Annotated in this window: 18 protein-coding genes, 1 tRNA gene, 3 rRNA genes and 1 riboswitch; of the genes, 9 read left to right on the top strand and 13 right to left on the bottom strand. The window is 54.9% G+C overall.

Annotated elements, in window-relative coordinates; genetic code table 11:
- Positions 1 to 28: 28 nt before the first annotated feature.
- The 7 genes from aceA to N1249_RS01160 form a co-directional block, all read right to left on the bottom strand.
- Positions 29 to 1333 carry an isocitrate lyase gene (aceA, locus tag N1249_RS01190; RefSeq protein ID WP_259833891.1) on the bottom strand — a complete coding sequence of 435 codons (1305 nt, stop codon included), beginning with the start codon at positions 1331 to 1333 and terminating at the stop codon, positions 29 to 31.
- Between the two features lie 31 nt (positions 1334 to 1364).
- Entirely contained in the window at positions 1365 to 2966 is a 1602-nt protein-coding gene (aceB, locus tag N1249_RS01185) for a malate synthase A (protein WP_259833888.1), read from the bottom strand.
- A gap of 270 nt (positions 2967 to 3236) precedes the next feature.
- Positions 3237 to 4166: a homoserine O-succinyltransferase gene (metA, locus tag N1249_RS01180; protein WP_014068469.1), complete on the bottom strand. Its 930-nt coding sequence runs from the start codon at positions 4164 to 4166 to the stop codon at positions 3237 to 3239.
- 230 nt (positions 4167 to 4396) lie between these two features.
- Positions 4397 to 4512, bottom strand: a 5S ribosomal RNA gene (gene rrf / locus N1249_RS01175).
- Positions 4513 to 4584: 72 nt separating this feature from the next.
- Positions 4585 to 7489 (bottom strand): 23S ribosomal RNA (locus tag N1249_RS01170).
- Between the two features lie 193 nt (positions 7490 to 7682).
- Positions 7683 to 7758: transfer RNA gene (locus N1249_RS01165), tRNA-Glu, on the bottom strand.
- 86 nt (positions 7759 to 7844) lie between these two features.
- Positions 7845 to 9384, bottom strand: a 16S ribosomal RNA gene (locus N1249_RS01160).
- The 16S, 23S and 5S rRNA genes sit together here with 1 tRNA gene alongside, the layout of an rRNA operon.
- A gap of 564 nt (positions 9385 to 9948) precedes the next feature.
- Here N1249_RS01160 and purH point away from each other — a divergent pair.
- Both purH and purD read left to right on the top strand, forming a co-directional pair.
- The gene (gene purH / locus N1249_RS01155) at positions 9949 to 11538 is read left to right on the top strand and encodes a bifunctional phosphoribosylaminoimidazolecarboxamide formyltransferase/IMP cyclohydrolase (protein ID WP_259833884.1); all 1590 of its coding nucleotides are present in this window, start codon (positions 9949 to 9951) and stop codon (positions 11536 to 11538) included.
- Between the two features lie 15 nt (positions 11539 to 11553).
- Positions 11554 to 12846 (top strand): phosphoribosylamine--glycine ligase, encoded by a 1293-nt coding sequence (gene purD / locus N1249_RS01150; protein WP_259833881.1) that lies wholly within the window; start codon positions 11554 to 11556, stop codon positions 12844 to 12846.
- A 93-nt stretch (positions 12847 to 12939) separates the two neighbouring features.
- On the opposite strand, the gene N1249_RS01145 is transcribed toward purD, so the two are convergent.
- From N1249_RS01145 to nudC, 6 genes are all read right to left on the bottom strand, one after another.
- Positions 12940 to 13632 (bottom strand): DUF1481 domain-containing protein, encoded by a 693-nt coding sequence (locus N1249_RS01145; RefSeq protein ID WP_259837930.1) that lies wholly within the window; start codon positions 13630 to 13632, stop codon positions 12940 to 12942.
- 11 nt (positions 13633 to 13643) lie between these two features.
- Positions 13644 to 13916, bottom strand: a complete 273-nt coding sequence (gene hupA, locus N1249_RS01140; protein WP_002445246.1) for a nucleoid-associated protein HU-alpha — start codon at positions 13914 to 13916, stop codon at positions 13644 to 13646.
- A gap of 186 nt (positions 13917 to 14102) precedes the next feature.
- The gene (locus N1249_RS01135) at positions 14103 to 14693 is read right to left on the bottom strand and encodes a YjaG family protein (RefSeq protein ID WP_014068465.1); all 591 of its coding nucleotides are present in this window, start codon (positions 14691 to 14693) and stop codon (positions 14103 to 14105) included.
- Positions 14694 to 14734: 41 nt separating this feature from the next.
- The gene (gene nfi / locus N1249_RS01130) at positions 14735 to 15406 is read right to left on the bottom strand and encodes a deoxyribonuclease V (protein ID WP_259833879.1); all 672 of its coding nucleotides are present in this window, start codon (positions 15404 to 15406) and stop codon (positions 14735 to 14737) included.
- A gap of 9 nt (positions 15407 to 15415) precedes the next feature.
- Positions 15416 to 16480 (bottom strand): uroporphyrinogen decarboxylase, encoded by a 1065-nt coding sequence (hemE, locus tag N1249_RS01125; RefSeq protein WP_259833876.1) that lies wholly within the window; start codon positions 16478 to 16480, stop codon positions 15416 to 15418.
- Positions 16481 to 16520: 40 nt separating this feature from the next.
- On the bottom strand, positions 16521 to 17294 hold the full coding sequence (gene nudC, locus N1249_RS01120; protein WP_259833874.1) for an NAD(+) diphosphatase: 774 nt from the start codon (positions 17292 to 17294) through the stop codon (positions 16521 to 16523).
- Between the two features lie 95 nt (positions 17295 to 17389).
- On the opposite strand from nudC, the gene rsd reads away from it, so the two are divergent.
- The 7 genes from rsd to thiH all read left to right on the top strand — a co-directional run bounded on the left by rsd (position 17390) and on the right by thiH (position 23498).
- Entirely contained in the window at positions 17390 to 17887 is a 498-nt protein-coding gene (gene rsd, locus N1249_RS01115) for a sigma D regulator (RefSeq protein ID WP_259833872.1), read from the top strand.
- Between the two features lie 54 nt (positions 17888 to 17941).
- Positions 17942 to 18055: riboswitch (TPP riboswitch) on the top strand.
- Between the two features lie 78 nt (positions 18056 to 18133).
- Complete coding sequence (thiC, locus tag N1249_RS01110; protein ID WP_259833871.1) at positions 18134 to 20029, top strand: phosphomethylpyrimidine synthase ThiC; 1896 nt, start codon at positions 18134 to 18136, stop codon at positions 20027 to 20029.
- Positions 20029 to 20664, top strand: coding sequence for a thiamine phosphate synthase (thiE, locus tag N1249_RS01105; protein ID WP_259833868.1), 636 nt, complete (start codon positions 20029 to 20031; stop codon positions 20662 to 20664). Before thiC ends, thiE begins: the two co-directional genes overlap by 1 nt.
- Entirely contained in the window at positions 20657 to 21412 is a 756-nt protein-coding gene (locus N1249_RS01100; protein WP_259833867.1) for a thiazole biosynthesis adenylyltransferase ThiF, read from the top strand. Before thiE ends, N1249_RS01100 begins: the two co-directional genes overlap by 8 nt.
- Positions 21396 to 21596: a sulfur carrier protein ThiS gene (thiS, locus tag N1249_RS01095; RefSeq protein WP_259833865.1), complete on the top strand. Its 201-nt coding sequence runs from the start codon at positions 21396 to 21398 to the stop codon at positions 21594 to 21596. Before N1249_RS01100 ends, thiS begins: the two co-directional genes overlap by 17 nt.
- 1 nt (position 21597) lies before the next feature.
- Positions 21598 to 22365, top strand: coding sequence for a thiazole synthase (gene thiG / locus N1249_RS01090; protein ID WP_259833862.1), 768 nt, complete (start codon positions 21598 to 21600; stop codon positions 22363 to 22365).
- The gene (gene thiH / locus N1249_RS01085) at positions 22365 to 23498 is read left to right on the top strand and encodes a 2-iminoacetate synthase ThiH (RefSeq protein ID WP_259833860.1); all 1134 of its coding nucleotides are present in this window, start codon (positions 22365 to 22367) and stop codon (positions 23496 to 23498) included. The genes thiG and thiH overlap by 1 nt, the downstream gene beginning before the upstream one ends.
- Positions 23499 to 23749 lie beyond the last annotated feature (251 nt).

The following is a 23749-nucleotide window of genomic DNA, read 5'->3' as shown; positions in this document are numbered from 1 at the left end:
TCTCCCCATAGGGGAGAGGGGGAAAACATCAGAACTGTGCTTCTTCCGTCGATCCCGTTAAGGCCGTCACGGAGGAAGCGCCCCCCTGAATGATGGTGGTGACTTTATCGAAGTAGCCTGTTCCCACTTCCTGCTGGTGAGAAACGAAGGTATAGCCCTCTTTACCGGCCTCGAACTCTGGCTGTTGTACTTTCTCAACATAGTGCTTCATCCCCTCGCCCTGCGCATAAGCGTGGGCCAGGTCGAACATGTTGAACCACATGCTGTGGATACCCGCCAGGGTGATGAACTGGTATTTGTAGCCCATATCCGACAGCTGCTGCTGGAAGCTGGCGATCGTTTTGTCGTCCAGATTCTTCTGCCAGTTGAAGGATGGCGAACAGTTATAGGCCAGCAGTTTGCCCGGATATTTCGCGTGAATGGCATCGGCAAAGCGTTTTGCCAGCGCCAGGTCCGGTGTCGAGGTTTCACACCATACCAGGTCTGCATACGGTGCATAGGCCAGACCGCGGCTGATCGCCTGTTCAATGCCAGCATGAGTGCGGTAGAAGCCTTCGCTGGTACGCTCGCCGGTGATGAACTCGCTGTCGTACGGGTCGCAGTCAGAGGTGATCAGGTCCGCCGCGTCCGCATCGGTACGGGCAATCACCAGCGTCGGAACCCCCAGAACATCCGCCGCCAGACGCGCTGCAACCAGTTTCTGAATCGCTTCCTGAGTCGGAACCAGCACTTTGCCGCCCATATGTCCGCACTTCTTCACCGATGCCAGCTGATCTTCGAAGTGTACGGCCGCTGCACCGGCCTCAATCATCGATTTCATCAGCTCAAACGCATTCAGCACGCCACCGAAACCGGCTTCAGCATCGGCAACGATCGGCAGGAAGTAATCCACATAACGCGGATCGTTTGGTTCAATACCCGCGGACCATTGGATCTGATCCGCACGACGGAAGGTGTTGTTGATCCGATCCACGACCGACGGCACAGAGTTTGCCGGATAGAGCGATTGATCCGGATACATACTGGAGGCGAGGTTCGCGTCCGCCGCCACCTGCCAGCCTGACAGGTAAACCGCCTCAATACCCGCCTTCGCCTGTTGCAGCGCCTGACCACCCGTCAGCGCTCCCAGGCTGTTGATATAGCCTTTTTTCGAGCCGCCATGCAGCAGACGCCACATTTTGGCCGCACCCAGCTGCGCCAGTGTGCACTCCGGGTTGACCGAGCCACGTAATTTCACCACTTCCTCGGCGCTGTAAGGGCGACGAATGCCTTCCCAGCGCGGCTGTGTCCACTCTTTTTGTAATTCTTCGATCTGTTGGGTACGTGTTTTCATGTGCAGATGCTCCATATTGTTATGTGGTGGATTACGCAAGCAGGCGGTAGCCTGGCAGGGTGAGGAAGTCGATTAAGTCATCTGATGTGGTGATTTGCTCCATCAGGCGCGCAGCGTCGTCAAAACGCCCGCTGCTGAAGCGGTGCTCGCCCAGTTCGTCCTGGATAACCAGCATCTCTTCGGCCAGCATCTGGCGGAACAAGGATTTGGTTACCGGCTTGCCGTTGCTGAGCGTTTTTTGGTGATGGATCCACTGCCAGATAGAGGTGCGGGAGATTTCCGCCGTGGCGGCATCTTCCATCAGACCGTAGATTGGCACGCAGCCGTTACCGGAGATCCACGCTTCGATGTACTGCACGGCAACGCGAATATTGGCGCGCATCCCCTCTTCGGTGCGTTCACCCGTACACGGCGCCAGCAGTTGCTCTTCTGCGGTTGGCGCATCCTCTTCGCGCGTGACAAACAGCTGGTTTTTGTTGTCGCCCAGTACGCGGTTGAACACCTCCATCGCCGTATCGGCCAGGCCCGGGTGTGCAATCCACGTGCCGTCGTGGCCGTTACGTGCTTCCAGCTCTTTATCGGCTTTCACCTTGTTGAGCACCTGGTTGTTTCGCTCGGCATCTTTGCTTGGAATAAATGCCGCCATACCGCCCATCGCAAACGCACCGCGCTTGTGGCAGGTCTTAATCAGCAGACGCGAATAGGCGCTGAGGAACGGTTTGTCCATGGTGACAACCTGACGATCCGGCAGCACGCGGTCGGGGTGATTTTTCAGGGTTTTGATATAGCTAAAGATGTAATCCCAGCGTCCGCAGTTCAGGCCAACAATGTGGTCGCGCAGCGCGTGCAGAATTTCGTTCATCTGGAAGACCGCCGGCAGCGTTTCAATTAACAGCGTGGCTTTGATGGTGCCGCGCGGCAGGTCGAAACGATCCTCTGCATAGCTGAAGACTTCACTCCACCAGGCCGCTTCCTGCCAGGCCTGAGTTTTTGGCAGGTAGAAATAGGGGCCGCTGCCTTTCGCCAGCAAGCTTTTGTAGTTGTGGAAGAAATAGAGGGCAAAATCGAACAGGCTGCCAGGAATGGCTTCCCCGCGCCAGGTGACATGCTTTTCAGGCAGGTGCAGGCCACGTACACGGCAAATCAGAACAGCCGGGTTCGGTTTGAGCTGGTAGATTTTCCCGGCTTCGTTGGTATAGCTGATGGTGCCGTTCACGGCATCACGCAGGTTAATTTGCCCGTCGATGACTTTACGCCAGTCCGGGGCCAGAGAGTCTTCAAAATCGGCCATAAAGACTTTAACGTTGGCATTCATGGCGTTGATCACCATTTTGCGCTCTACCGGGCCGGTGATCTCGACGCGACGATCCTGCAAATCTTCAGGAATACCGCGGATTGTCCAGTCACTACGGCGAATGGAAGCGGTTTCCGAAATAAACCCAGGCAACTTGCCATCGTCTATTTCCTGCTGCTGATGGATGCGTGACGCCAGCAGTTTATTGCGCTTTGGCGTAAAGCGGGTCACCAGCTCGGTCAGGAATTCTACGGCTTCTGGCGTTAAGATTTGTTGTTCTTGTTCGCCATGTGGCTGGTTAAAGGCCAGTTCGTCGGCCGTGGTTGCCTGTTGAGTCATTATTCTGCTCCTCATCAAAGATCCAAAAACACTCCCCCGATGCGAGCGAAAGATCGTTGTGTGGTTTTCGCTCAGCAGAATTAAGACTATCTATAATTTTTCCAAAATCAAAAACAATTTCCATTTTAATTATTAATTGAATGCAATGTATTGATTAATAAGGAGTTAAAGTTTTACTCGATGTTGAGTGTTATTTCGGAAATAAAAAAGGCACCCGAAGGTGCCTGATCTGAATAGCTGAAACGCTTTAGGATCGTCCGGAGTAGTGAATTACTCCAGCGTCGGATTCATGTGGCGCAGATCGTATGGCGTGATTTGGTAGACGTAATAGTTGAGCCAGTTAGTGAAGAGCAGATTTCCGTGGCTGCGCCAGGTGGCCCGAGGTTTGTTTTGCGGGTCGTCTTTTGGGAAATAGTTATAAGGAACTTCCGGGCTCAAACCGGCTTCAACATCACGGAAAAACTCCGCCGCGAGGGTGTTTGGATCGTACTCAGGATGCCCGGTCACAAACGCGATACGCTTGTCTTTGCTGGCAAACAGGTAAGCATCTCCGTCTTCCGTTTCCGCCAGGATCTCGAGATCGGTGTAATCGCGGATCAGCTGCGCCGGGAAATCGGCATAGCGGGAATGCGGGGCGAGGAAGGAGTCATCGAAACCACGCGTCAGCAGCGCATGAGGATGAAGAATGTGGTGTTCGTAGACGCCTGAGAGCTTTTCAGTGCGGGTTTGTTTCGGGATGCCATAAAGAATATTCAGTGCCGCTTGTACCGCCCAACAGACAAAGAGTGTGGAGGTGACGTGATCTTTTGCCCACTCCAGCACCTGCTTGATCTGCGGCCAGTACGCAACGTCATTAAACTCTACCAAACCCAGCGGTGCGCCAGTCACGATCAAGCCGTCGAAGTTTTCGTCGCGGATATCGTCGAAGTTGCAGTAGAAGTTGTTCAGATGCTCAGAAGGGGTGTTGCGCGATTCACGGGCATCGATCCGCAGCAGCTGGATATCCACCTGAAGCGGCGAGTTCGACAGCAGACGCAGGAACTGATTCTCTGTTTCGATCTTTTTCGGCATCAGATTGAGAATAAGCACCTTCAGCGGGCGAATTTCCTGACCTGTTGCACGTGAAGCTGTCATGACGAAGACATTTTCTTCACGTAAGAAATTGACGGCTGGTAGCTCGTCCTGCACCCGAATCGGCATAACCTTATATCCTCACAGCATACGTATAAACGTTTAGACATCCAGACAGCTAACGATACGCAGAAATAGCCTGAATGTCGAGCCTGCAAGTGAAAGGTGAGAAAGTTTCAAGGAGGGATCGTGCGGTCTGACTTGCCGGGTGGCGGCTTTGCCTTACCTGGCCTGCAAAAAACGGTGGTTCGTAAACGCAAAAAGGCCATCCTTTCGGATGGCCTCTCTACTTATTTGATGCCTGGCAGTTCCCTACTCTCACATGGGGAGACCCCACACTACCATCGGCGCTACGGCGTTTCACTTCTGAGTTCGGCATGGGGTCAGGTGGGACCACCGCGCTAAAGCCGCCAGGCAAATTCTGTTAAATCTGTATCAAAGCTGAAAATCTTCTGTCTCTCGTCCGCCGAAACAGCTTCGGCGTTGTAAGGTTAAGCCTCACGGTTCATTAGTATCGGTTAGCTCAACGTATCGCTACGCTTACACACCCGACCTATCAACGTCGTCGTCTTCAACGTTCCTTCAGGACCCTTAAAGGGTCAGGGAGAACTCATCTCGGGGCAAGTTTCGTGCTTAGATGCTTTCAGCACTTATCTTTTCCGCATTTAGCTACCGGGCAATGCCATTGGCATGACAACCCGAACACCAGTGATGCGTCCACTCCGGTCCTCTCGTACTAGGAGCAGCCCCCCTCAATTCTCCAGCGCCCACGGCAGATAGGGACCGAACTGTCTCACGACGTTCTAAACCCAGCTCGCGTACCACTTTAAACGGCGAACAGCCGTACCCTTGGGACCTACTTCAGCCCCAGGATGTGATGAGCCGACATCGAGGTGCCAAACACCGCCGTCGATATGAACTCTTGGGCGGTATCAGCCTGTTATCCCCGGAGTACCTTTTATCCGTTGAGCGATGGCCCTTCCATTCAGAACCACCGGATCACTATGACCTGCTTTCGCACCTGCTCGAGCCGTCACTCTCGCAGTCAAGCTAGCTTATGCCATTGCACTAACCTCCTGATGTCCGACCAGGATTAGCTAACCTTCGTGCTCCTCCGTTACTCTTTGGGAGGAGACCGCCCCAGTCAAACTACCCACCAGACACTGTCCGCAACCCGGATTACGGGTCTACGTTAGAACACCAGCCATTAAAGGGTGGTATTTCAAGGATGGCTCCATGCAGACTGGCGTCCACACTTCAAAGCCTCCCACCTATCCTACACATCAAGGACCAGTGTTCAGTGTCAAGCTATAGTAAAGGTTCACGGGGTCTTTCCGTCTTGCCGCGGGTACACTGCATCTTCACAGCGAGTTCAATTTCACTGAGTCTCGGGTGGAGACAGCCTGGCCATCATTACGCCATTCGTGCAGGTCGGAACTTACCCGACAAGGAATTTCGCTACCTTAGGACCGTTATAGTTACGGCCGCCGTTTACCGGGGCTTCGATCAAGAGCTTCGCGTTGCCGCTAACCCCATCAATTAACCTTCCGGCACCGGGCAGGCGTCACACCGTATACGTCCACTTTCGTGTTTGCACAGTGCTGTGTTTTTAATAAACAGTTGCAGCCAGCTGGTATCTTCGACTGATTTCAGCTCCACCCGCAGGGGCTTCACCTACATATCAGCGTGCCTTCTCCCGAAGTTACGGCACCATTTTGCCTAGTTCCTTCACCCGAGTTCTCTCAAGCGCCTTGGTATTCTCTACCTGACCACCTGTGTCGGTTTGGGGTACGATTTGATGTTACCTGATGCTTAGAGGCTTTTCCTGGAAGCAGGGCATTTGTTACTTCAGCACCGTAGTGCCTCGTCATCACACCTCAGCGTTAAAAAGAGTCCGGATTTACCTAAACTCTCCGCCTACATGCTTAAACCGGGACAACCGTCGCCCGGCTAACATAGCCTTCTCCGTCCCCCCTTCGCAGTAACACCAAGTACAGGAATATTAACCTGTTTCCCATCGACTACGCCTTTCGGCCTCGCCTTAGGGGTCGACTCACCCTGCCCCGATTAACGTTGGACAGGAACCCTTGGTCTTCCGGCGTGCGGGCTTTTCACCCGCATTATCGTTACTTATGTCAGCATTCGCACTTCTGATACCTCCAGCAACCCTCACAGGCCACCTTCAACGGCTTACAGAACGCTCCCCTACCCAACAACACATAGTGTCGCTGCCGCAGCTTCGGTGCATGGTTTAGCCCCGTTACATCTTCCGCGCAGGCCGACTCGACCAGTGAGCTATTACGCTTTCTTTAAATGATGGCTGCTTCTAAGCCAACATCCTGGCTGTCTGTGCCTTCCCACATCGTTTCCCACTTAACCATGACTTTGGGACCTTAGCTGGCGGTCTGGGTTGTTTCCCTCTTCACGACGGACGTTAGCACCCGCCGTGTGTCTCCCGTGATAACATTCTTCGGTATTCGTAGTTTGCATCGGGTTGGTAAGCCGGGATGGCCCCCTAGCCGAAACAGTGCTCTACCCCCGAAGATGAGTTCACGAGGCGCTACCTAAATAGCTTTCGGGGAGAACCAGCTATCTCCCGGTTTGATTGGCCTTTCACCCCCAGCCACAAGTCATCCGCTAATTTTTCAACATTAGTCGGTTCGGTCCTCCAGTTAGTGTTACCCAACCTTCAACCTGCCCATGGCTAGATCACCGGGTTTCGGGTCTATACCCTGCAACTTAACGCCCAGTTAAGACTCGGTTTCCCTTCGGCTCCCCTATACGGTTAACCTTGCTACAGAATATAAGTCGCTGACCCATTATACAAAAGGTACGCAGTCACACCACGAAGGTGCTCCCACTGCTTGTACGTACACGGTTTCAGGTTCTTTTTCACTCCCCTCGCCGGGGTTCTTTTCGCCTTTCCCTCACGGTACTGGTTCACTATCGGTCAGTCAGGAGTATTTAGCCTTGGAGGATGGTCCCCCCATATTCAGACAGGATACCACGTGTCCCGCCCTACTCTTCGAGTTCACAGCAAGTGTGCTTTCGTGTACGGGGCTATCACCCTGTATCGCCGGACTTTCCAGACCGTTCCACTAACACACAAGCTGATTCAGACTCTGGGCTGCTCCCCGTTCGCTCGCCGCTACTGGGGGAATCTCGGTTGATTTCTTTTCCTCGGGGTACTTAGATGTTTCAGTTCCCCCGGTTCGCCTCGTTAACCTATGTATTCAGTTAACGATAGTGTGTCGGAACACACTGGGTTTCCCCATTCGGACATCGCCGGGTCAAAGGTTCATATCACCTCGCCGGCGCTTTTCGCAGATTAGCACGTCCTTCATCGCCTCTGACTGCCAGGGCATCCACCGTGTACGCTTAGTCGCTTAACCTCACAACCCGAAGATGTTTCTTTCGATTCATCATCGACTTGCGAAAATTTGAGAGACTCGAACACACCATTAAGATGTGTCGTTTCAATTTTCAGCTTGATCCAGATTTTTAAAGAGCAAATATCTCAAATGTGACTCACTGAGTCAGTTTTGAGATATATCGGCAGGTGACTTTCACTCACAAACCAGCAAGTGGCGTCCCCTAGGGGATTCGAACCCCTGTTACCGCCGTGAAAGGGCGGTGTCCTGGGCCTCTAGACGAAGGGGACACTGAAGTCTGCTTCGGCAAGACGCCTTGCTATTTACTTTTCATCAGACAATCTGTGTGAGCACTACAAAGGCAGGTTCTTTAAGGTAAGGAGGTGATCCAACCGCAGGTTCCCCTACGGTTACCTTGTTACGACTTCACCCCAGTCATGAATCACAAAGTGGTAAGCGCCCTCCCGAAGGTTAAGCTACCTACTTCTTTTGCAACCCACTCCCATGGTGTGACGGGCGGTGTGTACAAGGCCCGGGAACGTATTCACCGTAGCATTCTGATCTACGATTACTAGCGATTCCGACTTCATGGAGTCGAGTTGCAGACTCCAATCCGGACTACGACATACTTTATGAGGTCCGCTTGCTCTCGCGAGGTCGCTTCTCTTTGTATATGCCATTGTAGCACGTGTGTAGCCCTACTCGTAAGGGCCATGATGACTTGACGTCATCCCCACCTTCCTCCAGTTTATCACTGGCAGTCTCCTTTGAGTTCCCGGCCGGACCGCTGGCAACAAAGGATAAGGGTTGCGCTCGTTGCGGGACTTAACCCAACATTTCACAACACGAGCTGACGACAGCCATGCAGCACCTGTCTCAGAGTTCCCGAAGGCACCAATCCATCTCTGGAAAGTTCTCTGGATGTCAAGAGTAGGTAAGGTTCTTCGCGTTGCATCGAATTAAACCACATGCTCCACCGCTTGTGCGGGCCCCCGTCAATTCATTTGAGTTTTAACCTTGCGGCCGTACTCCCCAGGCGGTCGATTTAACGCGTTAGCTCCGGAAGCCACTCCTCAAGGGAACAACCTCCAAATCGACATCGTTTACGGCGTGGACTACCAGGGTATCTAATCCTGTTTGCTCCCCACGCTTTCGCACCTGAGCGTCAGTCTTTGTCCAGGGGGCCGCCTTCGCCACCGGTATTCCTCCAGATCTCTACGCATTTCACCGCTACACCTGGAATTCTACCCCCCTCTACAAGACTCTAGCCTGCCAGTTTCGAATGCAGTTCCCAGGTTGAGCCCGGGGATTTCACATCCGACTTGACAGACCGCCTGCGTGCGCTTTACGCCCAGTAATTCCGATTAACGCTTGCACCCTCCGTATTACCGCGGCTGCTGGCACGGAGTTAGCCGGTGCTTCTTCTGCGAGTAACGTCAATCGCCAAGGTTATTAACCTTAACGCCTTCCTCCTCGCTGAAAGTACTTTACAACCCGAAGGCCTTCTTCATACACGCGGCATGGCTGCATCAGGCTTGCGCCCATTGTGCAATATTCCCCACTGCTGCCTCCCGTAGGAGTCTGGACCGTGTCTCAGTTCCAGTGTGGCTGGTCATCCTCTCAGACCAGCTAGGGATCGTCGCCTAGGTGAGCCGTTACCCCACCTACTAGCTAATCCCATCTGGGCACATCTGATGGCAAGAGGCCCGAAGGTCCCCCTCTTTGGTCTTGCGACGTTATGCGGTATTAGCTACCGTTTCCAGTAGTTATCCCCCTCCATCAGGCAGTTTCCCAGACATTACTCACCCGTCCGCCGCTCGTCACCCAGGAGCAAGCTCCCTGTGCTACCGCTCGACTTGCATGTGTTAGGCCTGCCGCCAGCGTTCAATCTGAGCCATGATCAAACTCTTCAATTTAAAAGTTTGATGCTCAATGAATTAAACTTCGTAATGAATTACGTGTTCACTCGTTGAGACTTGGTATTCATTTATCGTCCGAGGACGTTAAGAATCCATGTCACTTTGAGTGCCCACACAGATTGTCTGATAAATTGTTAAAGAGCAGTGCAACGCGGCTTTCAGCTCACCGTTGCGAGGTGGCGTATAATACGCTTTCCTCTTTCAGAGTCAACCCGTTATTTCAGGATTTTTTCTCTTCAACCGACCGGGTTGTTTGTGAAGTGATTCACATCCGCCGTGTCGATGGAGGCGCATTATAGGGAGTTCTCCGCAGGCCGCAATAGAAAAATTGCAGAAAAATGACTGACTGCTGCATTCCACAGCAAAACCCCGCCTTATACCTTTTTACACACAGACTTATCCACAATGCTACGAAAAAGTGAAAATTCGCGAGCGTTGCGCAAACGTTTTCGTTAAAATGCTCGCGCCTGACAAGGATGCCCCGTTAGGGGTGTTAGCTGAGTTTTTTTGTGGAAAATTCATCTAACGCTCTCTGTAATCGTGAAATCCAGGGGATTTACCATGCAACAACGTCGTCCAATCCGCCGCGCTCTGCTCAGTGTTTCTGATAAAGCCGGTATCGTCGAATTCGCTCAGGCACTTTCTGCACGTGGTGTAGAGCTGCTTTCTACTGGCGGAACTGCTCGCCTGTTAGCAGATAAAGGCTTGCCGGTAACCGAAGTGTCCGATTACACCGGTTTCCCGGAAATGATGGATGGACGCGTGAAAACCCTGCACCCGAAAGTGCACGGTGGCATCCTTGGCCGTCGCGGCCAGGATGACGGTATTATGGAACAACACGATATCGCGCCAATCGATATGGTTGTTGTTAACCTCTACCCGTTCGCCCAGACCGTTGCCCGCGAAGGCTGCTCTCTGGAAGATGCAGTAGAGAATATTGATATCGGCGGCCCAACCATGGTGCGCTCCGCAGCCAAGAACCATAAAGATGTCGCCATCGTAGTAAAGAGCAACGACTACGCTGCCATTATTAAAGAAATGGATGCCAACGAAGGTTCCCTGACTCTGGATACGCGTTTCGACCTCGCCATTAAAGCATTCGAACACACCGCCGCTTACGACAGCATGATCGCCAACTACTTCGGTAGCCTGGTCCCGGCTTACCATGGCGAAAGCAACGAGCCGTCTGGTCGCTTCCCACGTACCCTTAACCTGAACTTCATTAAGAAGCAGGATATGCGTTACGGTGAGAACAGCCACCAGCAAGCTGCCTTCTATATAGAAGAAGAAGTAAAAGAAGCGTCTGTGGCGACTGCACAGCAGGTTCAGGGCAAAGCGCTCTCTTATAACAACATTGCCGACACCGATGCCGCGCTGGAATGTGTAAAAGAGTTCAGCGAGCCAGCCTGCGTGATCGTGAAGCACGCAAACCCATGCGGCGTGGCGGTAAGCACCTCTATTCTGGATGCCTACGATCGTGCGTATAAAACCGACCCGACTTCTGCGTTCGGCGGCATTATTGCCTTCAACCGCGAACTGGATGCTGAAACCGCACAGGCCATCATCTCCCGCCAGTTTGTTGAAGTGATCATTGCGCCATCCGCAACAGAAGAAGCCCTGAAAATCACCGCTGCAAAACAGAACGTGCGCGTACTGGTTTGCGGTCAGTGGGCTGAACGCGTACCGGGCCTGGACTTCAAACGCGTGAATGGCGGCCTGCTGGTTCAGGATCGCGATCTGGGTATGGTGACAGCAGCCGACCTGCGCGTGGTCACCAAACGTCAGCCTACCGGGCAGGAACTGCGTGATGCGCTGTTCTGCTGGAAAGTGGCGAAGTTCGTGAAATCCAACGCCATTGTTTATGCAAAAGAGAACATGACCATCGGGATAGGCGCAGGCCAGATGAGCCGCGTCTACTCCGCGAAAATCGCTGGCATTAAAGCAGGTGATGAAGGTCTGGAAGTGAAAGGCTCCGCCATGGCGTCTGACGCCTTCTTCCCGTTCCGTGACGGTATCGATGCTGCCGCAGCTGTGGGTATCACCTGTGTGATCCAGCCTGGCGGTTCCATTCGTGACGACGAAGTGATTGCCGCGGCCGATGAACACGGCATTGCGATGATCTTCACCGACATGCGCCACTTCCGCCATTAATCCACGGAGCAGACAATGAAAGTATTAGTGATTGGTAACGGCGGGCGCGAGCACGCTCTGGCGTGGAAAGCAGCACAATCCCCGCTGGTGAAAACCGTGTTTGTTGCGCCAGGCAACGCCGGTACGGCGCTGGAGCCTGCGCTGCAAAACGTGGCTATCGGCGTGACCGATATCCCGGCGCTGCTGAGCTTTGCCCAGAACGAGAAGATCGACCTGACTATCGTTGGCCCGGAAGCTCCGCTGGTCATTGGTGTGGTTGATGCATTCCGCGCTGCGGGCCTGAAAATCTTCGGTCCAACCGAAGGAGCCGCGCAGCTCGAAGGCTCCAAAGCGTTCACCAAAGATTTCCTCGCTCGCCACAATATTCCGACTGCGGAATACCAGAACTTCACCGAAGTGGAGCCAGCTCTGGCGTATCTGCGTGAAAAAGGCGCGCCGATTGTGATTAAGGCCGACGGCCTGGCTGCCGGTAAAGGCGTTATCGTGGCGATGACCCTCGAAGAAGCAGAAGCCGCAGTCCAGGATATGCTGGCAGGCAACGCGTTTGGTGACGCTGGCCACCGTATTGTTATCGAAGAGTTCCTCGACGGCGAAGAGGCAAGCTTTATCGTGATGGTCGACGGCGAGCACGTACTGCCGATGGCCACCAGCCAGGATCACAAACGTGTTGGCAATGCCGATACTGGCCCGAATACCGGCGGTATGGGCGCATACTCTCCGGCTCCGGTTGTGACTGATGAAGTGCATCAGCGCACGATGGATCGCATTATCTGGCCAACCGTAAAAGGTATGGCGGCCGAAGGTAACACGTACACCGGTTTCCTCTATGCGGGCCTGATGATCGACAAGCAGGGTAATCCGAAGGTTATCGAGTTCAACTGCCGCTTTGGCGATCCTGAAACTCAGCCGATCATGCTGCGCATGAAATCCGATCTGGTTGATCTATGCCTGGCGGCCTGCGAAGGCAAGCTGGACGAGAAAAACTCCGAGTGGGACGAACGCGCTTCTCTGGGCGTGGTGATTGCTGCGGGCGGTTATCCGGGTAACTACAACACCGGTGACGAAATCCACGGTCTGCCGCTGGAAGAGACCGAAGGCGGTAAGGTATTCCATGCGGGTACGAAACTGTCTGATGACGATCGCGTGCTGACTAACGGTGGCCGTGTGCTGTGCGCGACTGCGCTTGGCAATACCGTTGCAGAGGCTCAGAAACGTGCGTATGGGTTGATGGCAGATATTCGCTGGAACGGCAGCTTCAGCCGCCAGGATATTGGTTACCGCGCGATTGCGCGTGAGCAGGGCGAGTAATTTCACACCTTCACCCTAACCCTCTTCCTGTGGGAGAGGGGATCGTTCGTAGGCCGGATAAGCGTTAGCGCCATCCGGCTTAGTCCACAGAATTCAGAAACTCTTCTCTGTCGGCTGCCAGGTGCAGAAATCTTCGTTCGCCACCAGCAGCAGCTGAGAGCCTTCCGGCGCCTCAAGCCACGCCACACTCACTTCCATTGATGAATGACGCTGACGGCGTTGAATGTGTTCTGTTGCCCAGGATTCGAGCTCGGGCTTCACCGTCTGCCCTTCGCAGGTAGTGACCGTACCATCCACATGCCAGCGTCCCTGACGCAGCACGACACGTCCCTGGCGCAGTGCATCGCTGGTCTGACGAATTTGTTCAGCACGGTATTTGTAGAGGGCGATTTGATCGCTGGAAAGTTGCTGCTTTTGCCCGCTCACCTCACGCTGCATAAAACTCAGCTCGCCATGGTCGTCAAAGCGCACACGAACATGTTCGGGGGTCTTACTGTAGATATTCAGCTCGATGAGCGACAGGGTGTCGTCCTGCCAGCGGTACTCTGCGGTTGAAGTATTGCCGTTATGCCACGGACTGAAAGCAGAGAGGAGATGAACCTCACCGCCTGAATCTTTGCGCCATATCCTGACAGCCCCCTGGTTGTCAGCGTAGCCGCTGGCGGTAAACGGTGGCAGAGAGGAGTCATGACTACAGGCTGACAGCAACAGCACGCCTGCCAGCGCGAGTGCACCACGCCAGACAGACAAAAGGGGCGTTACCGCCCCTTCGTTAAAACTGTTCACTGCCACGCGTCTTACTTAACAGCGTCTTTCAGTGCTTTACCAGAAACAAATGCCGGCACGTTAGCTGCGGCGATTTTGATTTCTTTACCGGTCTGCGGGTTGCGGCCAGTACGCTCAGCGCGGTGGTTCACTTTGAAGGTACCGAAACCAACCAGTTGTACAGCATCGCCTTCTTTCAGAGACTCAGTAATAGCAGCCAGGGTAGATTCCAGAGCAGCTTTAGCCTGCACTTTAGACAGATCAGCCTTGTCCGCAATTACATCAATCAGTTGAGTCTTGTTCATAAGTTATCCTTTCAATGTGTTTATCGCTTGCTAAGCATCGAGTGCGACGAAAATGCCAAAAAAGCACTCTCCTGCATACACGCACCGATAGCCACTTTTTTTCGCCCCCCAAATGTAGACCAGACGGGGGGCGAAAGGGAAGAGTCGAGGAGTGACAAAACAGGCGTTAAATCACGTTTTGTTGACTCATTGGTTAAAAATTATACCAATATTGCTCTCGGCGGCCTCACGTAAGTCCGCACGAAGCCCTTTTATCAGCTCAATATCGCGTTCTTCACACTCTGCCAGCAATCGGAAAATCTCCCACTGAATATCCCATTCTTGCTCAACAGCGGGGTTCGCTCGCAGCTCTTCATCGGTCATTTCGCGACCTTCCTGGGTCATTTCCAGCATCGCTACGGTAGTAATCGATGCCTTACTGACTTCAATGGCGTGCTCCAGTGTTTCGCCGCTCAGACGGGAGTGGATCAGTTCACTCAATGCCACGCAGGCATCAATGGCCGGATAGACACCGTACAGATCGAAATCATCCGCCACCGGAATGGCCTCTTCGAGTTTCTCCAGCTGGGAGTCGAAGTTCACCTTCGCGTCTTTGACGGTCAGCGTTTCCCAGATGAGATCCAGAATACGGCGATAGATATGGCCATCACCAAACTCTGTCTGCTTGCAGAACGCGGCGTAATTGGGATACATGCGCTCGCACAGGCAAGCCATAAAGGTGACGTGCTGCCAGCTTTCCAGCTTCTCAAGGCGCAGATGAATCGGGTTTTGTAACATGATGATGTCTCGAATCGGAAATTAGCGGCAGTTTACCTGAATTATCGCTGAATTTCCTGCCAGCGAATAAAAGCCGGTCGCTGTGATGCAACGGCATCCGCCCAGCGTGTTGGCTCCGGTAAACGATATCCTTTTGTGCAACGCTGTACCCACGCCAGCGCACTGTCCAGACTGACCCGGTGCCCGGTGGCGATAAACAACGGATTACAGCGCGGTTTACTGCGCCAGACCCATGCCAGCTGCTCGCCTTTATCCATCAGGGGGCCGAGTGCGCCCGCTTCGGCAGAAAGAGGCTCAAACGCACCGCACAGGCGCTTTTTGGCGACACCTATCGTTGGCACATCCACCAGCAGGCCAAAATGGCTGGCAACGCCTAACCGGCGCGGATGAGAAATACCGTGTCCGTCAACGAACAACAGGTCAGGCTTTTGCGCGAGGAGCTCCCACGCGGCCAGCAGCGCGGGATATTCACGAAAGGAGAGAAAACCTGGAATGTAAGGCATGGTGGTCGCAATACGCGCCACCTTGTATTCCACCAGTTCCAGCGAAGGGTACTTCAGTACCACCATCGCGGCACGCGTCACCTCCCCGCCCTGCTCAAACCCCACATCGGCGCCGCCAATATACTGCGGCGGGTTCTTATCGAGTTGATCCTCACGGATCACCGATGATGCCAGTTCCAGTTGCTGAGCGCGTAATGACGCGAGATCCATAGCGATTCCTTACTTGTGGTACTGCGCAGACAACCGGTGTACTGCCTCCACAAACGTGCCCGCGTGCTCTGGCGGCACATCCTGGTGAATGCCGTGACCGAGGTTAAAGACGTGACCTTCGCCCTGACCAAAGCCCGCCAGAATGGTTGCCACCTCTTCTTCGATACGCGCAGGCTGTGCATAGAGCATGGAGGGATCCATATTACCCTGCAGCGCCACTTTGTCGCCTACACGGCGACGCGCATCGGCGATATCGGTGGTCCAGTCCAGCCCAAGTGCGTCACAGCCCGTTGCTGCCATCGCTTCGAGCCACTGACCGCCACCTTTGGTGAACAACGTTACCGGTACGCGGCGGCCTTCGTTTTCACGCAGCAGGCCATCGACGATTTTGTGCATGTAATAGAGCGAGAATTGCTGATAATCACGCCCGGTCAGCACACCGCCCCAGGTATCGAAAATCATCACCGACTGCGCACCCGCTTTAATTTGAGCGTTCAGATACAGCGTGACGCTCTTCGCCAGCTTGTCGAGCAGCGCGTGCAGCGCCAGCGGCTCGGCATACATCATCTTTTTGATTACGGTAAAGGCTTTGCTGCTGCCACCTTCAACCATGTAAGTCGCCAGCGTCCACGGGCTGCCAGAGAAGCCAATCAGCGGCACTTCGCCTTTCAGCTCACGGCGGATAGTGCGTACCGCATTCATCACGTAGCCCAGCTCACCCTCAGGGTCAGGGATCGGCAGCTTATCGACGTCGGCTTTGCTCTTAATCGGAGAGGTGAAACGCGGGCCTTCGCCGGTTTCGAAATACAGCCCAAGCCCCATGGCATCAGGGATAGTCAGAATGTCCGAAAAGAGGATCGCTGCATCCAGTGGATAACGTCGCAGCGGCTGGAGCGTCACTTCACACGCCAGTTCCGCGTTTTTGCACAGCGACATAAAATCCCCCGCCTGGGCACGGGTGGCTTTGTACTCCGGGAGATAGCGGCCAGCCTGGCGCATCATCCACACCGGAGTGACATCAACGGGCTGGCGCAGCAGCGCACGCAGATAACGATCGTTCTTCAGTTCGGTCATTTTTGCAGTTCCTTAAGCGTCATGGCCTCAGTGTAACATGTCACTCAGCATCAGCCCGACACATTGCGACGGTATCTTCAATCAGCCGGCGCGCCACGGTGCCCGGCGGCGGTAACAGCGGTAAATCGTCGTAACGATACCAGTTCGCCTCCAGCAGCTCTTTCTGGTCGATAACAATCTCGCCGCTGTCGTATTCGGCCATAAAGGCGGTCATCAGTGATTGCGGGAACGGCCACGGTTGTGAAGTAACATAGCGCAGGTTTTTCACCTTAATGCCGCTCTCTTCCATAACCTCCCGTGCCACAGCCTGCTCCAGCGTCTCACCCACTTCAACGAATCCGGCTAACACGGTATGCACACCATTGCGATGACGGGTGTGTTGCGCCAGCAGGATAGAGTCTTCCCGGCGAATAGCAACGATGATGCACGGCGCGATTTGCGGGTAGTAGCGTTCCCGGCAGTGGCTGCACAGCATCGCCCATTCGGTTTTGCTCGGATGCATGGTATGGCCGCAATAGCCGCAGTATTTATGCGAGCGGTAAAACTCCGCCAGCTGCACACCGCGGCCAGCCAGCTGGAACAGCCCAACATCAAGATCGAGTACCTGACGAACCGATCCCATATCCTGACGGCGAGCCTGCAGGATCATCCACACCGGATCGCCCTGCCACTCGCCGATCCTCAGTGCAGGCTGGCCCACAAGATCGAATTTTTCTGCCGCGCCATAGGGTAATTCCCCAGCGGGCAACCATAATTTTTGTTCGTGACAGACTAACCACCAACCGAGATCTGATTTTTCAATAATACGATCCATATCTATTGCACTACCTTCGCTTCACTGACATGTTGTTAGCATCGTGGTTACATTTTGGATAAGCAGATTCAATTCTAAACCTTGTGGAGTCGAACATGTTAAACCAGCTGGAAAGCCTGACAGAGCGCGTTGGAGGAAGTAACAAACTGGTGGATCGCTGGCTACATGTACGCAAGCATCTGCTCGTGGCTTATTACAATCTGGTCGGCATTAAGCCTGGCAAAGAATCGTACATGCGCCTCAACGAAAAAGCGCTGGATGATTTTTGTCAGGGCCTGGTCGACTATCTGTCCGACGGCCATTTCAATATTTATGAACGCATTATCCGCGAAATGGAAGGGACAACGCCGTATTTAGCGGCCAGCAAACTCTATCCGCTGCTGGAAGCCAACACCCAGCAGATCATGGACTACTACGATTCCACGCTTGAGAACGCTATCGATCACGATAACTATCTTGAGTTCCAGCGGGCGCTGTCCGATCTTGGCGAGGCTCTGGAAGAGCGATTCACGCTGGAAGACAAGCTGATCGCCCTGGCGCTGGATAATGATTTGAACATCAGCAACGAAGAGAACGTCGCGCGCCCTGCTTGAGTTCTTAATCGTTAACGAGTAGTTTACAAACATTCGCCCCTCTCACGAGGGGGATTTTTCTTGTCGGAGTGCCCAGCGTTTGCAAAAACGCGGGCTGAGACCGTTAATTCGGGATCCGCGGAACCTGATCAGGCTAATACCTGCGAAGGGAACAAGAGTCACACTGCTGTTGTATCGCCCCCGGGCGATCTCCTCTTGCTTCATCCGTCGTCTGACAAGCCATGTCCTTCACTTTTGGAATGAGCTATGTCTACCACTAAACTGACCCGTCGCGAACAACGCGCACAAGCACAACACTTCATCGACACCCTGGAAGGCACCGCTTTCCCGAACTCAAAACGCATTTACATTACCGGCTCTCAGGCGGATATTCGCGTCCCGATGCGTGAAATCCAGCTTAGCCCAACGCTGATTGGTGGCAGCAAAGAAGATCCGCAGTTTGAAGATAACGAAGCGATCCCGGTGTATGACACCTCTGGCCCGTATGGCGACCCTGAGATTGCGATCAACGTTCAGCACGGTCTGGCAAAGCTGCGTCAGCCGTGGATTGACGCCCGTAATGACAGCGAAGAACTCAACGAGCAAAGCTCCGCGTATACCAAAGAGCGCCTGGCCGACGACGGCCTGGACGAGCTGCGTTTCGCCGGCCTGCTGACCCCGAAACGCGCCACTGCGGGCAAATGCGTAACCCAGCTGCACTATGCCCGCCGGGGTATCGTCACACCGGAAATGGAGTTCATCGCCATCCGCGAAAATATGGGCCGTGAACGTATTCGTGGTGAAGTGTTGCGCCATCAGCATCCTGGGGAAGGTTTCGGTGCGCGTCTGCCGGAAAACATCACCCCGGAATTTGTGCGTGACGAAGTGGCCGCCGGGCGCGCCATTATCCCTGCGAACATCAACCACCCTGAATCCGAGCCAATGATCATCGGGCGTAACTTCCTGGTGAAGGTCAACGCCAACATTGGTAACTCGGCGGTGACCTCTTCCATCGAAGAAGAGGTGGAAAAACTGGTCTGGTCTACCCGCTGGGGCGCAGACACGGTGATGGACCTCTCAACCGGGCGTTACATCCACGAAACCCGCGAGTGGATCCTGCGTAACAGCCCGGTGCCGATTGGTACGGTGCCCATTTATCAGGCGCTGGAAAAAGTAAACGGCATCGCCGAGAACCTCACCTGGGAAGCTTTCCGCGATACGCTGCTGGAGCAGGCTGAACAGGGTGTGGACTATTTCACCATCCACGCCGGTGTGCTGCTGCGCTACGTGCCGATGACAGCCAAACGCCTGACCGGGATTGTCTCGCGCGGCGGTTCAATCATGGCCAAATGGTGCCTGTCGCACCATCAGGAAAACTTCCTGTATCAGCACTTCCGCGAGATTTGCGAAATCTGCGCGGCCTACGACGTTTCGCTCTCGCTGGGCGATGGCCTGCGCCCGGGCTCGATTCAGGATGCCAACGACGAAGCGCAGTTTGCCGAACTGCACACGCTGGGCGAACTGACCAAAATTGCCTGGGAGTATGACGTGCAGGTGATGATTGAAGGCCCGGGGCATGTGCCTATGCAGATGATCCGTCGCAACATGACCGAAGAGCTGGAGCACTGCCACGAAGCGCCGTTCTACACGCTGGGGCCATTGACCACGGATATCGCGCCAGGCTACGACCACTTTACCTCCGGGATTGGCGCGGCGATGATCGGCTGGTTCGGCTGCGCCATGCTCTGTTACGTCACGCCGAAAGAACACCTCGGCCTGCCGAACAAAGAAGATGTCAAACAGGGTCTGATCACCTACAAAATTGCCGCCCACGCCGCGGATCTGGCGAAAGGCCATCCGGGCGCGCAAATCCGTGATAACGCCATGTCGAAAGCACGCTTTGAATTCCGCTGGGAAGATCAGTTCAACCTGGCGCTCGACCCGTTCACCGCCCGCGCCTACCACGACGAAACCCTGCCGCAGGAATCCGGCAAAGTGGCGCACTTCTGCTCCATGTGCGGACCGAAATTCTGCTCCATGAAAATCACCCAGGAAGTGCGTGATTACGCGGCGTCACAGGCTATTGAAGTGGGTATGGCGGACATGTCTGATAACTTCCGCGCAAAAGGCGGCGAAATCTACCTCAAAAAAGAGGAGGCGTAATGTATCAGCCCGATTTTCCACCGGTTCCCTTTCGGCTAGGGCTTTACCCGGTAGTGGATAGCGTTGCGTGGATTGCACGCCTGCTGGAGGCAGGCGTTCGCACCATCCAGCTGCGCATCAAAGATAAACGTGATGAAGAGGTGGAGGCCGATGTGGTCGCTGCCATTGAACTGGGGCGTCGTTATGACGCCCGCCTGTTTATCAACGACTACTGGCGACTGGCTATTAAGCACCAGGCTTACGGCGTGCACCTGGGTCAGGAAGACCTGGAGACAACCGATCTGGACGCTATCCGTAAAGCCGGTCTGCGTTTGGGGGTTTCAACGCACGACGATATGGAGATCGATGTGGCGCTCGCCGCACGCCCGTCTTATATCGCACTTGGCCACGTCTTCCCGACACAGACCAAACAGATGCCTTCAGCACCCCAGGGGCTTGGGCAGCTGGCCGGTCATATTCAGCGACTGACTGATTACCCAACCGTCGCCATCGGCGGTATCAGCCTTGAACGCACCCCCGCCGTGCTCGAAACCGGCGTGGGTAGTATTGCCGTCGTCAGCGCCATTACCCAGGCACCAGACTGGCAGGCGGCAACCGCACAGCTCTTAACGCTGGCAGGAGCAGGTGATGAATGATCGCGACTTTATGCGCTACAGCCGGCAGATCCTGCTGGAAGATATCGCCATCGACGGCCAGAAAAAGCTGCTTGGAAGCCGGGTGCTCGTTGTCGGGCTGGGCGGATTAGGGACGCCCGCCGCGCTGTATCTGGCAGGTGCGGGCGTGGGTACTCTGGTGCTGGCGGATGATGACGATGTTCATCTCAGCAACCTGCAACGCCAGATCCTCTTTACCACCGACGATATTAACCAGCCCAAAGCGCGTATCACCCGGCAGCGGCTGAACCAGCTCAACCCTGATATCGAACTTATCGCCCTGCAACAGCGTCTGGCGGGTGAAGACCTGCAACGCGAAGTGGCGCTGGCGGATGTGGTGCTGGATTGCACCGACAATATGGCAACCCGCCAGGCCATCAACGTCGCCTGCGTAACACATAACACGCCGCTTATCACCGCCAGTGCGGTCGGCTTCGGTGGGCAAATGATGGTGCTCACGCCGCCCTGGGCGCAGGGCTGCTATCGCTGCCTGTGGCCGGATGATGCAGAGCCGGAACGCAACTGCCGCACGGCGGGCATTCTTGGCCCGGTGGTAGGCATCATGGGGACATTGCAGGCGCTGGAGGCCATTAAGTTACTCAGCGATATGGAGACGGAGCGCAATACGCTGCGGCTGTTTGACGCCCGCTCGGGCGGCTGGCGGCATCTGGCGTTACACCGCGCAAGCCAATGCTCGGTGTGTGGAGGCCAGAATGCGCATTCTGTTTAATGACGAACCGCTGAAGTGCGACGACGGGCTGACCATCGCCGCGCTGCTCGAAAAATTGCGTCAACTGAAGCCGGGAACAGCCCTGGCACTTAATCAACAGATCCTGCCGCGCGAGCAGTGGGAGCATCAGCAGGTGCGCGACGGCGACAACATCCTGCTGTTTCAGGTTATCGCAGGGGGTTGAGATGTTACGTATTGCCGATAAAACCTTTGATTCACACCTCTTTACCGGAACCGGGAAATTCGCGTCACCGCAGCTGATGGTCGATGCCATCCGGGAGAGCGGTAGCCAGCTGGTGACGCTCGCCATGAAGCGCGTTGATCTGCGTAATCACAGCGATGCTATACTCGCGCCACTGCTGGCGGCTGGCGTGACCTTGCTGCCAAACACCTCCGGGGCCAAAACCGCAGAAGAGGCAATTTTTGCCGCCCAGCTGGCACGAGAAGCGCTGGGGACGCACTGGCTGAAACTTGAAATTCATCCTGACGCCCGCTGGCTGCTGCCCGATCCCATCGAAACCCTGAAAGCGGCCGAAAAGCTGGTCCAGTTGGGTTTTACCGTTCTGCCCTACTGCGGGGCCGATCCGGTACTGTGCAAACGACTGGAAGAAGTGGGCTGCGCCGCCGTGATGCCGCTGGGTGCGCCTATTGGCTCCAATCAGGGGCTGGAAACTCGCGCCATGCTGGAGATCATCATCGAGCAGGCAACCGTGCCGGTGGTGGTTGACGCCGGAATTGGCGTTCCCAGCCACGCCGCGCAGGCGCTGGAAATGGGGGCTGATGCCGTCCTGGTCAACACCGCAATTGCGGTGGCAGACGACCCCGTAATGATGGCGCGGGCGTTTCGTCTGGCGGTGGACGCAGGCGTGCTGGCACGTCAGTCTGGTCCCGGGTCACGCAGTTTTCAGGCACAGGCCACCAGCCCGCTGACCGGCTTTCTGGAGGCGCTCTGATGACCACCTTTACCGACCGCTGGCGGCAGCTCAACTGGGACGATATTCGCCTGCGCATCAACAGTAAAACATCAACAGATGTGGAGCGAGCGTTAGCTGCCCGCCATCTGACCCGTGAGGATCTGATGGCCCTGCTCTCCCCTGCGGCCAGCGCTTATCTGGAGCCGATGGCCCACCGCGCGCAGCGTCTTACCCGGCAGCGTTTTGGCAACACGGTCAGCTTTTACGTACCACTCTATCTCTCTAACCTGTGCGCCAACGACTGCACCTACTGCGGTTTTTCCATGAGCAACCGCATCAAACGCAAAACGCTGGATGACCAGGAGATCGCCCGCGAGTGTGCCGCCATACGCGAGATGGGGTTCGAGCATCTGCTGCTGGTGACCGGAGAGCATCAGGGAAAAGTCGGGATGGACTATTTTCGCCAGCATCTTCCGGCCATTCGCCGCGAGTTTTCGTCGTTACAGATGGAAGTTCAGCCCCTGTCTGAGGACGAATACGCCGAGCTGAAAGGCCTGGGGCTTGATGGCGTAATGGTCTACCAGGAAACCTATCACGAGGCGATGTACGCGCAGCATCACCTGAAAGGGAAAAAACAGGATTTTTTCTTCAGGCTGGAGACGCCAGACAGGCTTGGGCGCGCCGGGATCGACAAAATCGGGTTGGGGGCGCTGATTGGGCTTTCGGATAGCTGGCGGGTAGATTGCTATATGGTGGCGGAGCACCTGCTGTGGTTGCAGCAACACTACTGGCAAAGCCGCTATTCAATCTCTTTCCCACGTTTACGCCCGTGCGCAGGGGGAATCGAGCCAGCTTCGCTGATGGATGAACGCCAGCTTGTTCAGACCATCTGCGCTTTTCGCTTGTTCGCACCGGAGGTGGAACTGTCACTCTCCACACGCGAATCACCGGCGTTTCGCGACCGGGTTATCCCGCTGGCCATCAACAATGTCAGTGCCTTCTCCAAAACCCAGCCCGGGGGTTATGCCGATGACCATCCCGAGCTGGAACAGTTTGCCCCCCACGATGGGCGACGCCCTGAAGCCGTGGCAGATGCCCTTGCGGCACAGGGGCTACAACCGGTATGGAAAGACTGGGATAGCTGGCTGGGGCGCGCCTCGCAATTGCGCTGAAACACCGTGCAACAGCGCGGAAAGTTGCCGAGAAGCCTCGTAGTGTTGTAACCGGGTGGTTGTCAGAGATCGCCCGGTTTTTTTACGCTTGGTTCGTCAGCAACGGACGCTGACCAGGGCGAATAGCTTCTTCCTCGATTCGCCCTGCCTCTCCGGAACGAAACAAAATTTGATTTCATCAAATAAATACGAAATTTATTAGCGTTTCTTAAGGTAAATCATCTTGCAGCGAAACCTTATACGTATAATTA

Origin of the sequence: Enterobacter sp. CP102 (assembly GCF_025152625.1) — a bacterium.
GTDB lineage: Bacteria > Pseudomonadota > Gammaproteobacteria > Enterobacterales > Enterobacteriaceae > Enterobacter > Enterobacter soli.
The sequence above is the reverse complement of the archived record's forward strand: the minus strand, read 5'-3'. Positions and strand labels throughout refer to the sequence as shown.